Below are 12,889 nucleotides of genomic sequence, written 5' to 3'. Positions count from 1 at the left end.
TTAGAAGTGTCCGATAAACTTTCGCATTTTAAAAAGTAGGTGTGCTATAATATTGTGATGTTGACGATATGCAACCCATTTTTGCATGTTTATCAATGAAATCGCTCAACTTAATAGTAAGATGATACATGTAAGCTCTATTTAAATGAACACCCGTTGTCATTATCATAAACTAATAAAGAAAAATAGGTGTGAAACAATCATGAAAATTTTGTTGATTTCAAATATGTATCCTTCTGAACAATTCCCGAGCTATGGTGTATTTGTTCAAAACACTGAAAAAATTTTAGTTCAACATGATATTCAAGTTGATAAAATTGTCATGCAAAAAAAGACAAGCAAATTGAGCAAGCTTTTTAGCTATGCTTCTCATTATGCTAATGTCATTGTGACGGGCTTAACAAAAAACTACGACTATCTTTACGTACATTATGCATCTCATAATGCTCTTCCGCTGCTGATTCTCAAAAAGCTAAAGAAGAATGTGAAGATTGTGACAAACGTGCATGGTTCAGATGTTGTACCTGAAGTAGCTTCACAGGAAAAATATCAGCCTAGAGTAAATGACTTATTGCACCATTCCACTAAAATTATTACTCCTTCTCCCTACTATAAAGGGCTCGTTGAAGAGAAATATAAGATTCATAACCCAATCTATATTTTTCCAAGCGGAGGAGTGAATAAAGATCTGTTTCATCCTTATGCAGATAAAAGCCAAGCTTATCAAGAACTAAACTTGGACCCTACTATCCGTTATATTGGATGTGTAAGCCGCATTGATGTGGGTAAAGGATGGGAATACTACCTTCAAGCAATTGCAAAAGCTGAACAACAAACTCCCTCTTCTTACAAATACCTATACGTTGGAAGCGGAAAAGACGAAGCTGCATTTAAGGAAATGATCAAGACTCTAGGTCTAGAGGAAAAAGTCATCCATTTCCCTCTGCTCCCTCAGTCTTCTCTTGCTTACGTATATAATGCGATTGAAGCATTCGTGTTTCCGACCGTAAGAAAAGGAGAAAGTTTGGGCTTAGTCGGCCTCGAAGCTATGGCTTGCGGAGCACCCGTGATTGGGAGTCAGATTGGTGGTCTAAAAGATTACATTATAGACGGAAAGAATGGTCTATTCTTTGAGCCTAAAAATGTAGACGAACTAGCTTCACAGCTACAGGCTTTTATTAATCTTCCTGAAGATGTGAAACAGCAAATGTCTCAACAGGCGTTACAAACAGCAAACCGCTACACAGTAGATGTAATTGCTGAACAGCTCCCAACAATTTTTTTTGATGAGGTGGAAAAATGAAAGTCGCAGTTTTAATTCCTTGTTATAACGAGGAAGTAACAATTGGAAAAGTAATTGACGATTTCAAACGCGAACTGCCTAGTGCAGATATTTATGTATACGACAACAATTCAAAAGATCGTACAAGTGAAATTGCACTTGAACACGGCGCAATCGTCAAAAAAGAATTCAAGCAAGGAAAAGGAAACGTTGTACGTTCAATGTTCCAAGAAATTGATGCAGATTGCTATGTCATGGTAGATGGGGATGATACGTATCCTGCAGAATTTGTTCATCAATTAATTGAGCCTATTAGAAATCGAGAAGCTAACATGGTCATTGGAGATCGCTTATCAAACGGAACGTATCTCGAAGAAAACAAACGTGCTTTCCATAATTTTGGTAACAACTTAGTACGTTCTTTAATTAACGGCCTGTACAAAAGTAACATTAAAGATATCATGACAGGTTATCGTGCGTACGATAAATTATTTGTAAAATCAATTCCTGTGATGAGTCCGGGATTTGAGATTGAAACAGAAATGAGTCTTCATGCGTTAGATAAACGATTCCGCCTAAAAGAAATCGCGATCGATTATCGCGATCGACCTGAGGGCAGCGAATCGAAACTTAATACGTTCTCTGATGGATTTAAAGTGTTACGAATGATTTTTACGTTATTTAAAGAGTACAAGCCGCTTCAGTTCTTCTCCATTTGGACAGTGTTGTTTATTGTCGCAGGATTAGCTGTTGGTGCTCCGGTACTTTATGAATTTTTTGATACAGGCTTTATTACGAAAGTACCTTCATCTATCTTAGCAACTGGATTGATGGTGTTAGGTGTTTTATCTTTCGTCTGTGGATTAATTCTAGATACAATCGCTTCATTAAATCGCAAGCAGTATGAATTAGAACTAAATAAAAAAATTGAACAGATTGAACAAGTAGGAGAATAACAATGATGAAGAATAAAAAAAGTATTTTACTGCTTATAGTAACAGCTTTAATTATTCTTATCGGTTTAAGTATTGGTAATCCAGACGGTGTTCACTATCTTTCCCTTTTTGCTGCACTTGTATTTACCAGCATAAGCTCTATTTTTATTTATAAAAATAGAGCTTATGCTTCATTTAAACCGCTAGAATGGCTATTGCTGATTGTTTTTTCGTTTATCGTACAGTTTTCACTTTTAGATAACTTACATATGACGAGCTCAACTATTTTTTCACTCGTTTTGTATGCCATCAGCCGTACTTTATTGGCAATGCTGCTGACGGCCGCTGTACTCAGCGCTATCAAACAGATAAACGATTTTCATTATACATTTGCACACCCAAAGCGGTATCTAGGAATTGTTACGATTCTTATTTTAGCCGTTAGTCTATATTACTGGTTCGCCTTTTTCCCAGCGGCCATGACTCCCGATTCATTAGCACAGTGGAGACAGGCACATAACGGAGAATTTAACGACTGGCACCCTATTATGATTACGTGGCTCATTATGCTGCTGACAAAAATATGGGATAATCCAGGCATTGTAGCGTTCACACAAATTGTTGTTGTAGTTAGCATATACGCCTATACGTTTGACTTTTTCATTAAACGCAAAGCACATCCTGTTATGATTGGACTTTTAACAGCTATTATTGTCATTATTCCAAGCTTTTTAATCTTTTCAATTATTATTTGGAAAGACATTTTATACAGTGCTTTTCTGCTGTTTTTTACGGTTAACATTGCAAAAATTTATCTTTCAAAAGGTGCTTGGGTTAAAAGTAAAGCGAGCTTTTTCTTACTTTTACTTTCCGCATTTGGAGTAGCTTTCTTTAGACATAATGGTTTTCCTGTATTTGTTTTGACTTTCCTTTTAATGATTGTCTTATTCAGAAAAAATTGGAAACCTCTTGTCACGATTTTTTTAGTCGTCTTTATTTTACAAAAGATTGTTACAGGACCTGTGTTCACGTGGCTTGATGTAAAACCTTCAGATCCAAATGAAGCTTTGTCTATTCCAACTCAACAAATTGCAAACATCATTTCAAATGATGGGGAGATGTCAAAAGAAGAGCGCGAATATTTTAATAAAGTGCTCCCTATTGAATTGTGGAAAGAAAAGTATAATCCATACAAAAGTGATCCCATTAAATTTACGTGGAAATACTATGACCGCGAATTTATTTTTAATGATTTAGGCCTTTACTTTAAGAACTATGCTAGCATTGTCATCAAAAATCCTTATCTAGCCACGGAAGGCTTTCTCAAACAAACAGCTTTAGTATGGCAAATCAATCCTTTTAAAGATGGCTACACGGATACGTATGTAACCAACATTTATTACGGCAATGATTTAGGTCTTAAAAATAAAGTAATCGAGCCTTTTATTACACATACTGCTAATGCTTATTTAGCTATTTTTAAGCACCCTGTTTTTACATTCTTATGGAAACCAGCTTTTTATCACTGTGTCATTTTATTATTTTCATTAATGCTAGTGGTTCGAAGAGGAATTACGTCACTTATTATCGTCATTCCGTGGGCTCTTAACACGCTTTCTGTTCTTGCAGCATTGCCGGCTCAAGATTTTCGATATTTATTAGCAAGCGTATTTGTGTCTTTCTTCTTTATTGGTCTTCCTTTTATCCGATTTGATCAGAAAGAAAAGGATGTGACCTCCTGATGGAGAGCAATTACAACAAAAAGCTAGGAATCACGCTCATTATCGTGGCTTCCCTGTTTACAGCTGTTGGACAACTTTTTTGGAAGTTGTCCGAAGCTTCATTTAACTTAAATTTAATTATTGGTTTTTTCCTTTATGGATTAGGAGCGGTGTTTATGATTGCCGCTTTTAAATTTGAAAGAGTTTCCTTGCTTCATCCATTTTTAAGCCTAGGATATGTAATCAGCATCGCTCTTGGTTTCTTTCTATTAAATGAAACCATTAGCCTTATGAAGCTGGTCGGTACTCTTATTATTATCGTAGGTGTAATTTTAGTAGGTGGCCAAGATGAATAGTATCCCACTTTTAATTATTATGACTCTTTTAGGTTCAGTTGGAGCTGTCTTTTTCAAGTATATTTCTACGTATTTAAATGAAAAAAAGATAAAGCTAGCGCTCATTTGTTTTGTGGGTGGCGGCCTTTTTTACGGGGCAGCAGCTCTGCTTAATGTGTATGTTTTAACGCTGTTACCTTATTCTATTGTATTTCCGCTCACGTCTATTACGTATATTTGGACATTAACTTTCGGTTACTTTTTAATTAAAGAAAAAGTTACAACAAAACAAGTTATCGGCTGTATTCTTCTAATTGTCGGATGCTTCTTTATTGCTAATAGTTGATGAGATAACTTGAAAAGGTAGGAGTTTCGCATGAAAAACTTAAAATTCGCGAGCATTTTACTGCTCATATCAACATTATTTTTGAAATTTTCTAGTATGATTCGTGATTTAGTTATTGCTAACTATTTCGGTACAAGTTATATCGTCGATTCATACAACGCAGCAATGATTATTCCAAACGCTTTTATTTTATTTATGTTAACGGGGATGAAGGATGCGTTTATCCCTAGTTATTTACGTTATGAAAAAGAAAATAAAGGAAAGGTTCATTTGACTAATATTGTTAAATCAACCTTTCTTATTTGTTTCATTATTTCGGTTCTCGGATCAATTGCTGCTTTCTTTTACTTTCCCGCTTCGTATTCTAATTTTTCCAAAGCAGCAATTGAACTAGGAATTTATACGGGCGTTATGTACTTCTTATCTCTTTCATTAGTTGGAGTGAATGCCGTATACGAAGGTGTATTTGATGCACGAAGTCAATATTCTTTCTCTGTGTTTTCTCAAACGGTTGTTGTACTATTTACGATTTTAAGTACAATCCTATTACATTCAATTATGGGCGGCTACGCAATTGCTCTTGGCTATTTTATAGGAACAATTGCTTCTTTCTTAATTAAAGTTGTCTATTTTAAACCGCAGCACCTGCTGTTATGGAAGCAAAAAATTGACCGTGATGAAGTAGTGGCTTTTTATAAAGTATTCATCCCTGTTGGTGTAACCATTATGGTCGGTCAAATTAATTTAACTGTAAACTTCTTCTTTGCTGGTTCCTTTGGCGAAGGTGTTATTTCATACTTGAATTATGCTTTCAGACTTGTAAGTATTCCCCAGGCAATATTCGGGGTTACGGTCGCAACCATTATTTATCCGCTGATTGCAAGAGCCATTTCTGAAAAAGATGAAGAGCGCTTTAAATCGGGAATTGAAAAAGGGATTACGTTTATGCTGATGCTGCTGATTCCGACGATTGTTATCATGATCTTTTATATGAAAGACATTGTAATGATTGCTTACCAGCGCGGTGCATTTGACGCACATTCGACGTTAAAAACAACGGATGTATCTTATTATTACCTAGGTTCGGTGTTTTTCTATTCGCTGCAAGCTGTTCTTGCAAAAGGATTTTATTCTCTTCAAAAAGGTTATCTTATTATGAGAGCAGGCTTATTATCCATTGTGTTAAATATCATCTTTAACATGATTTTCACTAAATTTATGGGATACCAAGGATTAGCACTTTCCATGTCAGTGGTTGCCTTTTTCTATACGGCCATCGTATTCGTTATGCTGGCAAAACAAATCAATCACTTCCATTACGGATATCTAGTGAAAGAAACAGGAAAAATTCTTTTAGCTTCCGTACCTGTTGCTATCGTCATGTTCTTCTTAAAGGACATCGCATTTTTGAATTCATTACATGTTATCTTACGATTTGGTATTGTCTGTATTGCAGGTGGTTTAGTATACTTAATGTCGACGCTATTATGCAAAGTAGAAGGTGTTATGCTTTTAGTTAAAAGAAAACGTTAATTCACGTAAAACAGGAGAGTACTATATGAAGAACACATACTGGTTATTTTTTCTGTTCGTTGGTTTTATTTCAATTCAGCCGATTATTGATATGCTAACGACGTACATGGTTTTGAACATGGATAGTGGTCTCTCAATTGGGGTTGTTATTCGCTTTCTATATATGATTTTTGCAGGTGTCCTACTTTTAGTGTTTGCCAAACAATCAAAATGGGCTAGATATTCGATTATCTATCTTATTGTTTTTGCACTCTTTCTTGGACTCAATATCTACTTAAATCATCAATGGAAAGATCCTTATTATATTGGGCAAGAAATTAAATTTTTCAATAAAGTTGTTTATATGAACGTTACGCTGCTTGGAATGATTGTGATGTTTTCACATTATCGATCGTCTGTCGATGTAAAAAGAATACTGAGCAAAAACTTATTGACTGCTTCACTCATCATCAGTATCGTTTTTATCGGTACAATGCTAACAGGTACAGCACTAGAGAGTTATCAGTATAATAAAATCGGATTTAAAGGCTGGTTTTATGCAGCGAATGAGCTAGGAGCAACCATTGCTATTTTGCTTCCTCTCACACTGCTTTTAGCTTTAGATAAAGTACGTTCGTTTTCAAAAGCTTATTACTGGATTCCTTTTATCTTGTTAGCCGTTTCGTCCATCATGCTTGGAACGAAAGTAGGCTTAGGTGCCGTTATTCTTTCTTTGGTTGTAGCAACAGTTGTCTTATTTGCCAAATTATTTACGAATAAACGTAGCTTAATTAAAGCCAACTTAGTAATCTCAATTCTGCTTTTAATTATAACCGGAGCAACTACTCCGATTTCTCCAGCTTATAAAAACACATATACGCACATCGATATGTTAGAGGCTAAAAAAGAGAAAACAAAGCAAGAAAAGCCGGAAAAGAAAGAAAAAGAAAAGCCTGCTAAAAAGAAAAAACAAAAGGAATCAAATTTAGATGACAAAGATATTCAAAATCTGATTCTAAGCAGCCGTGAGCAATTCTTAGCTCATCATAAGGAAGAGTATGCAAAAGCACCTATTGCACGAAAAATGATAGGCATGGGCTTTTCTGGTGACTATACAAAACAGCTTCCGCCAAAGATGATTGAAATGGACTTTTATGATTTGTTTTTCTCTTTAGGTATCATCGGATTTTTACTATGGGTTCTTCCACTTCTAGTAGTTGGTTTAACCGTATTGGTTCGATTATTTAAAGAGCCATCACAACTTCTTGATGAAAGCTTTATGATGTATAGTACAGCAATTGTATTAGCTCTTGGAATTGCTTTTGTAGCTGGGCATGTCTTTACAGCACCAGCCGTTACCATCTATTTTGCAGCAGCTGCTGCTTATCTGTTCGTCATTCATTTTAAACAAAGACAAGCATAAAAAAACAGGCCATTAAAGGCCTGTTTTTTTATCTTTTTAATGGCTGAAGGCTTAATACCGTATCGCCCGCATTGACGTTTATTTCTTGATCATGAGCAAAAAAACTCAATGCCTTTCCTTGCGTACTCACTGCTAGTAAAAGAGAATCATCGCTTTTCTCCTCAAGATATGTTTCATACGTATATTCATCCGTGATTTTTGTATTGTAAATCGTATATCCATGCTCCATTTTATGATGCAGAAACTCCCACGTAATTCCTTTCTTAAAGAGCATACGTCCTCTTACTGTATGCATAATTTCATCGACATCTTCTCTTGAATCTTCTTGGTCACGAATGCTCAATTGAAAAACATTATTCCGTCCCATATCTTGAAGAAAAGCAGTACAAACAAGCGCATTATATGCATCTAACTCAGTTGCAGCAATCACATATTCATAAGGAGTTAAGTCTAGATGATATTCCGTTTGCTCAGCTAGAACTTCTCCGTGATACACATCTACCTCCGCTCTGCGCGCAACTCTTAACCGCTCCCACGAAGAATCAGCAACTAATACTGGATAGCCTAGCTGTTTTAACTTTGAAGCAAAGGCAACCGTAAAATCATTGCTTCCCACAAGCAAAATACCAGGTTCTTCGCCAATCGATAAATCCAGCTTTTTAGCTACCCATGAAAGGGAAAAACCGTGTGCACAAACCGTAGCAAACACTAAAGCAAATGTCAGCGTTGTTAGGATGGAAGCATCTTTAAATCCTTCATCAATTAGTACTTTCGCAAAGTAGCTCGAGACCGTTAACGCCACAATTCCGCGCGGGGCAATCCAGCCAATCAGTATTTTTTCTTTTATAGATAAATCTGTCCCTACCGTTGATAAAAAGATGGAGACAGGTCTGACAATAAACAGCATAAGTAAAACAAACAAAATAATATTCCAATGAAAAATTTCAGTAATGGTCTTCATCGTCAGTCCAGCCGTTAACATGATAAAAATAGTAGAAGTTAATAGAACCGAAATATTCTCTTTAAAGTGTCGCATATCACTAATAGATGAAATATGCATATTAGCAAGGGTAATCCCCATCGCTGTTACTGCTAGAAGACCTGTTTCATGCTTAATTTCATCAGCTACTGTGAAGCAGGCAATAACGACAATAAATACGACCGGAGATTTTAAATACTCTGGAATATGCCCCTTTTGAAACATCCATCCTATTCCGCGGCCAAGAATCCATCCTATTAAAACGGCAATAATAGAGGCCACGAAGAAAAAGAGAATTGTTTTTCCACTCACTTCTCTCAGCACTAAAAATTGAACAATTTCAAACGAAAAAACGGCCAGCAATGCACCAAATGGATCGACAATAATACCTTCCCATTTTAAAATCGCTGCTGGTTTTGGTTTTAATTTAGCTTGTCGTAAAAGAGGTAAAATCACGGTTGGACCCGTCACAATAAAAAGCCCTCCGATAACAATTGCCACCACCCAGGATAAATCTGCTATATAATGAGCAGCTAAAGAGCCTAAAATCCAAGCTAGCATAGCTCCCAATGTCACAATGCGAAACACGGGCTTTTCGATTCCCCTTACCTCTCTCATGTCTAAGTTCAAGCTGCCTTCAAATAAAATAACAGCTACAGCAATCGATACAAAAGGATCAAAAAGCTGAGCAAATTGTGCTTTAGGATCAATTAAACCTAAAATAGGGCCTGTTAGCAGTCCGATAATCGACATCACGACAATTGCTGGTAGCTTAAATCTCCAAGCCAGCCACTGAGATAGAACTCCTAGTCCCACTACAAGTGTGATATGTATAAGCATAGGTTCCATTGTATCTTCCTTCTCTCGTTCGCATAATGTGTATATATTTTCCCTAAAATAAACCGATGTTATACAGGAAGAAACAAACACTACCTTGTTTTACCACTTTTTCAAAAGTGCTAAACGCATCTCCTCTCTTTGAATCCAAGCTATTTTCCTTCGTTCGACACGTATCTTACTCGTGTTTGTCGAATTTCACGTTAGTATAAAATAATAAAAAGCCTTTAGCTGCTGCTAAAGGCTTTTTGCCGGATGATCCAATTCATATAGCTTTTGATAGTGACTGTTCGTAGCAAGTAATTCCTCATGCGTTCCGCGAATTGCTACCTTTCCATCTTGTAGGAATAAGATTTCATCCATCTTTTCCATCCCAACTAAATTATGCGTAACCCAAATTAAAGTTTTGTCATGAAGAGTTTCAAAGATAGTGGATAACAAACGATTTTCAGTCACGTTATCCAACCCTGCAGTTGGCTCATCCAGCATAACAATTGGCGTACGCTGAAGCAGAACACGTGCTAACGCAATCCGCTGACGCTCTCCTCCTGAAAAACGCTGACCTGTTTCGAGCATGGACGTTTGATATCCTTGGTGCAAACCTTCTAAAAGGGAGTGCATATTGACTTGCTTCATTGCCTCAATTACCTCTTCTTTTGTGGCCTCTTCATTAGCTAGTAATAAATTGTTTGCTACGCTTGTATTAAATAAATAAGGATTTTGATTTAATACAGAGATGAGTTTTGGTACATCTTCACGAACTTCATCAACAGACTGACCGTTTAGTTGAACTATACCTTCTGTAGGCAATAAGGAGCCTTGCAGCAGCTTTAACAGAGTCGATTTTCCAGCTCCGCTCTTGCCAAGAATCGCAATTTTCTTCCCTTGCTCGACTTGAAATGAAAGATCATGAATAACTGACTCTTCCTCATTGCTATAGCGAAAGCTTATATGCTCGACTTTTAAGCTAACCGAGTCCCATGAACCTTTATAAGGTAGGGAAAGAGTATGTTTTTTCTTTTCATTCACATTTTCCCAGTTCTTTTCCATTTCCTGCACTCTATTTAATGACTCTTCAAATTGAGGAATTTTTTCTACTGCATTAGATACTGGCAGCAGTGCTTCAGATAAAGGAAATACTACTAAAATAAAAGCAGCAATAAAAACACCTGCAAGCTCTTTGTCTGCAAAAAGAGAAGCCCCAAACCAAATCATTGTGACAATTAAACCTGCTACGATAACCTGGCCAATCAATTCTCGGTAATACGTCCATAGTTTAAGCTTGCGATCCATGCGGTCTAGCTCATCTTCCGTTTTGTTATACGAATGAAAAAATGACTGCTGCTGACCGCTTAACACCCAATCAGCAACTCCTAAAAACCCGTCTGTGACCTTGGCATATAACCGTGCTTTGCTTGATTTATATCGCTGATTGGCCGCTTTCATATGCCAAAGGGAAAAAAGCGGCATCACTGCTACTAATAAAAATAAATAGACGGCAATCAAACACGCAAATTTCAGGCTAAAGAATCCTAAAGCTACAATCGAAATAACGTATAAAATAACAGCTGAGATTGTTGGAAGAATGGTACGTAAGAACAAGTCTTGTAAACTTTCAATATCTTCAGCGAGAACCGCTAAAACATCTCCCGTTCGATAGCGAGATGCAGCAACTAACGGTTCAATCAAATGATAAAGACGTGTACGCATTTTAGCTAAAATCCGAAGAATAAAATCGTGACTAACAAGACGCTCCGCATAACGAAAGGCTGCTCGGCTTAAACCAAATGTACGCACAAGTACAATGGGAACGTAGACTAGTAAGATTGTTTCTGGCCGTAAGGAAGAAGCTGAAATCAAGTAACCTGATGTGAACATTAGCGCACAAGCAGAACCAATCGTTAACAAGCTTAATAATAAGATAGAAAAGATACGATATTTATATGTTTTAAAGTAGGGCCAGATCCAACTTTTATATTTCATCATACCTCCTCCTCTTTATGTAAAAATTGATAGTAAGCTCCTTTTTTTTGAATCAGTTCTTGATGATTGCCGACTTCTGCAACCTTTCCGTTCTCTATTACAACAATTAGGTCCATATCTTTCATCCAATGCAGACGGTGCGTAGCTAGAATAAATAACTTGTCTTGAAACATCGTTAAAATATCTTGCTTTAATTCATATTCCGTTTCAATATCTACTTGCGCCGTTGGTTCATCAAGCATAATAATAGGACGATCGCTTAGAAACGCCCTAGCTAGGGCAATCCTTTGAGCTTGGCCGCCGCTAAGCTGCCGTCCTCCATCTCCTATCATTTCATTTTCCTTCTTAGGCATCTGTTGAATCGTAGATAAAAGTCCTGCTTTCGTTAAAGCATCTTCATAATCATAAGAACCGCCTCTATCCTGATAAAATTCAATATTTTCTTTCACTGTTCCATTAAAAATAAATGGGTGCTGAGGGATATACGTAATCTGCTTTTGCCAAGCATCTGAGCGTAAATCAACCGGCACGCCGTTTACTTCAGCAGACCCCTCTGTAAATGGTACAAAGCCACTCAGTATATCAATAAGCGTCGATTTTCCAGCTCCGCTTTTTCCTATAATCCCAATTTTTTTACTTCCTTTAACATGAAGTGACACATCTTCGAGAGAAGGCGGCTGCTCTTCGTCATATTTTACGGTGATATGACGTAATTGAATTTCACTGTTTTCAGTCCAATTAGGAACATCTTCTTCTTTAGCCGACGGTTTTTCAGCCTGCTTTACAATCTTAATTAATGCATCTCCGGATTCTTTTCCGTCCAATGTTGCATGATAATCGTTTCCGACTTCCCTTATCGGCAGGAAGTATTCAGGCGCCAGCAATAAAATCATAAGTGCAGGCTCTAACGTCATCGAACCGTTCACCAGTCGCAAGCCGAGCATAACAGCTACGATGGCTACAGATAACATCGTAAAGAAATCGAGAGCAAACGTAGATAAAAAAGCAATTCGGAGCGTTCCCATTGTGGCTTTTCGATAACGGTCACTGACTCTTTCAATCGTTTCAGCATGCTCCTTACTTTTCCCGAGAAATGCTAAAGTTTCTAATCCTCGAAGCGAATCTACAAAGTGATTGGACAGCACATGATATGTCTCCCATTGACTATCTATTTTTTTCTGGGCAGCCAGTCCAAGTAAAATCATAAATAAAATTAGAATTGGCATAGTTACAAGCAAAATAATGCCTGAAAGCCGATCATGGTACCAAACGAAAGCGAGCACTAGCCAAGGTGCAACGCTGATGGCGGCCAGTTTAGGCAAAAACAGCTCAAGATAAGTGCGAAGCTTCTGTAGGCCTGTGGTGATGAGCGTCACCACGTTTCCTGTTCCTTCATTTTTGGTAAAGCGAGGTCCTAATGATAACGATAGGTAGCCTACTAAGTGTAAAATCTGGTATGATTCCATTCTCTTTTGGGCTTTCCCCCGTTCCACACCGTGCGTGAGACTTTCACCTCACACGGCGCTCCAGCAATTC

Annotated in this window: 10 protein-coding genes; 7 read left to right on the top strand and 3 right to left on the bottom strand. The window is 37.2% G+C overall.

Translation table 11 applies throughout. The annotated features are described in order from the left end of the window. The first annotated feature begins 202 nt into the window (after window positions 1–202). From ACOZIR_RS21745 to ACOZIR_RS21715, 7 genes are read left to right on the top strand one after another with little or no spacing between them, the layout of a single operon-like run. Window positions 203–1,303: a glycosyltransferase family 4 protein gene (locus ACOZIR_RS21745; RefSeq protein WP_045293890.1), complete on the top strand. Its 1,101-nt coding sequence runs from the start codon at window positions 203–205 to the stop codon at window positions 1,301–1,303. After that, complete coding sequence (locus ACOZIR_RS21740) at window positions 1,300–2,238, top strand: glycosyltransferase family 2 protein (RefSeq protein WP_013059871.1); 939 nt, start codon at window positions 1,300–1,302, stop codon at window positions 2,236–2,238. Before ACOZIR_RS21745 ends, ACOZIR_RS21740 begins: the two co-directional genes overlap by 4 nt. A gap of 2 nt (window positions 2,239–2,240) precedes the next feature. Then, a complete protein-coding gene (locus ACOZIR_RS21735) occupies window positions 2,241–3,959 on the top strand; it encodes a DUF6020 family protein (RefSeq protein WP_045293891.1) in 1,719 nt (572 codons plus the stop codon). After that, entirely contained in the window at window positions 3,959–4,294 is a 336-nt protein-coding gene (locus ACOZIR_RS21730) for an EamA family transporter (protein WP_045293892.1), read from the top strand. The genes ACOZIR_RS21735 and ACOZIR_RS21730 overlap by 1 nt, the downstream gene beginning before the upstream one ends. Next, window positions 4,287–4,619 (top strand): EamA family transporter, encoded by a 333-nt coding sequence (locus ACOZIR_RS21725; RefSeq protein WP_014457712.1) that lies wholly within the window; start codon window positions 4,287–4,289, stop codon window positions 4,617–4,619. Before ACOZIR_RS21730 ends, ACOZIR_RS21725 begins: the two co-directional genes overlap by 8 nt. A 30-nt stretch (window positions 4,620–4,649) precedes the next feature. Beyond that, a complete protein-coding gene (gene murJ / locus ACOZIR_RS21720) occupies window positions 4,650–6,152 on the top strand; it encodes a murein biosynthesis integral membrane protein MurJ (protein WP_328120451.1) in 1,503 nt (500 codons plus the stop codon). Between the two features lie 25 nt (window positions 6,153–6,177). After that, window positions 6,178–7,554: an O-antigen ligase family protein gene (locus tag ACOZIR_RS21715; protein ID WP_045293894.1), complete on the top strand. Its 1,377-nt coding sequence runs from the start codon at window positions 6,178–6,180 to the stop codon at window positions 7,552–7,554. Between the two features lie 28 nt (window positions 7,555–7,582). On the opposite strand, the gene ACOZIR_RS21710 is transcribed toward ACOZIR_RS21715, so the two are convergent. From ACOZIR_RS21710 to cydD, 3 genes are all read right to left on the bottom strand, one after another. Continuing rightward, window positions 7,583–9,382, bottom strand: a complete 1,800-nt coding sequence (locus ACOZIR_RS21710) for a cation:proton antiporter (RefSeq protein ID WP_421535818.1) — start codon at window positions 9,380–9,382, stop codon at window positions 7,583–7,585. A 225-nt stretch (window positions 9,383–9,607) separates the two neighbouring features. Next, window positions 9,608–11,356, bottom strand: a complete 1,749-nt coding sequence (cydC, locus tag ACOZIR_RS21705; protein ID WP_421535817.1) for a thiol reductant ABC exporter subunit CydC — start codon at window positions 11,354–11,356, stop codon at window positions 9,608–9,610. Next, entirely contained in the window at window positions 11,353–12,819 is a 1,467-nt protein-coding gene (gene cydD / locus ACOZIR_RS21700; protein WP_421535816.1) for a thiol reductant ABC exporter subunit CydD, read from the bottom strand. Before cydD ends, cydC begins: the two co-directional genes overlap by 4 nt. Between the last annotated feature and the right edge of the window lie 70 nt (window positions 12,820–12,889).

Source organism: Priestia sp. D3YE.R1 (assembly GCF_049199565.1).
In the GTDB taxonomy this organism is placed as follows: domain Bacteria; phylum Bacillota; class Bacilli; order Bacillales; family Bacillaceae_H; genus Priestia; species Priestia aryabhattai.
Note: the sequence above shows the minus strand (reverse complement) of the source record. Positions and strands in the feature narration are given on the sequence as shown.

What these genes read in the sequence shown, in the direction of transcription:
- ACOZIR_RS21745 (WP_045293890.1), top strand. Translation starts at nt 203, where the DNA reads ATGAAAATTTTGTTGATTTCAAATATGTATCCTTCTGAACAATTCCCG.
- ACOZIR_RS21740 (WP_013059871.1), top strand. Translation starts at nt 1,300, where the DNA reads ATGAAAGTCGCAGTTTTAATTCCTTGTTATAACGAGGAAGTAACAATT.
- ACOZIR_RS21735 (WP_045293891.1), top strand. Translation starts at nt 2,241, where the DNA reads ATGATGAAGAATAAAAAAAGTATTTTACTGCTTATAGTAACAGCTTTA.
- ACOZIR_RS21730 (WP_045293892.1), top strand. Translation starts at nt 3,959, where the DNA reads ATGGAGAGCAATTACAACAAAAAGCTAGGAATCACGCTCATTATCGTG.
- ACOZIR_RS21725 (WP_014457712.1), top strand. Translation starts at nt 4,287, where the DNA reads ATGAATAGTATCCCACTTTTAATTATTATGACTCTTTTAGGTTCAGTT.
- murJ (WP_328120451.1), top strand. Translation starts at nt 4,650, where the DNA reads ATGAAAAACTTAAAATTCGCGAGCATTTTACTGCTCATATCAACATTA.
- ACOZIR_RS21715 (WP_045293894.1), top strand. Translation starts at nt 6,178, where the DNA reads ATGAAGAACACATACTGGTTATTTTTTCTGTTCGTTGGTTTTATTTCA.
- ACOZIR_RS21710 (WP_421535818.1), bottom strand. Translation starts at nt 9,382, where the DNA reads ATGGAACCTATGCTTATACATATCACACTTGTAGTGGGACTAGGAGTT.
- cydC (WP_421535817.1), bottom strand. Translation starts at nt 11,356, where the DNA reads ATGATGAAATATAAAAGTTGGATCTGGCCCTACTTTAAAACATATAAA.
- cydD (WP_421535816.1), bottom strand. Translation starts at nt 12,819, where the DNA reads ATGGAATCATACCAGATTTTACACTTAGTAGGCTACCTATCGTTATCA.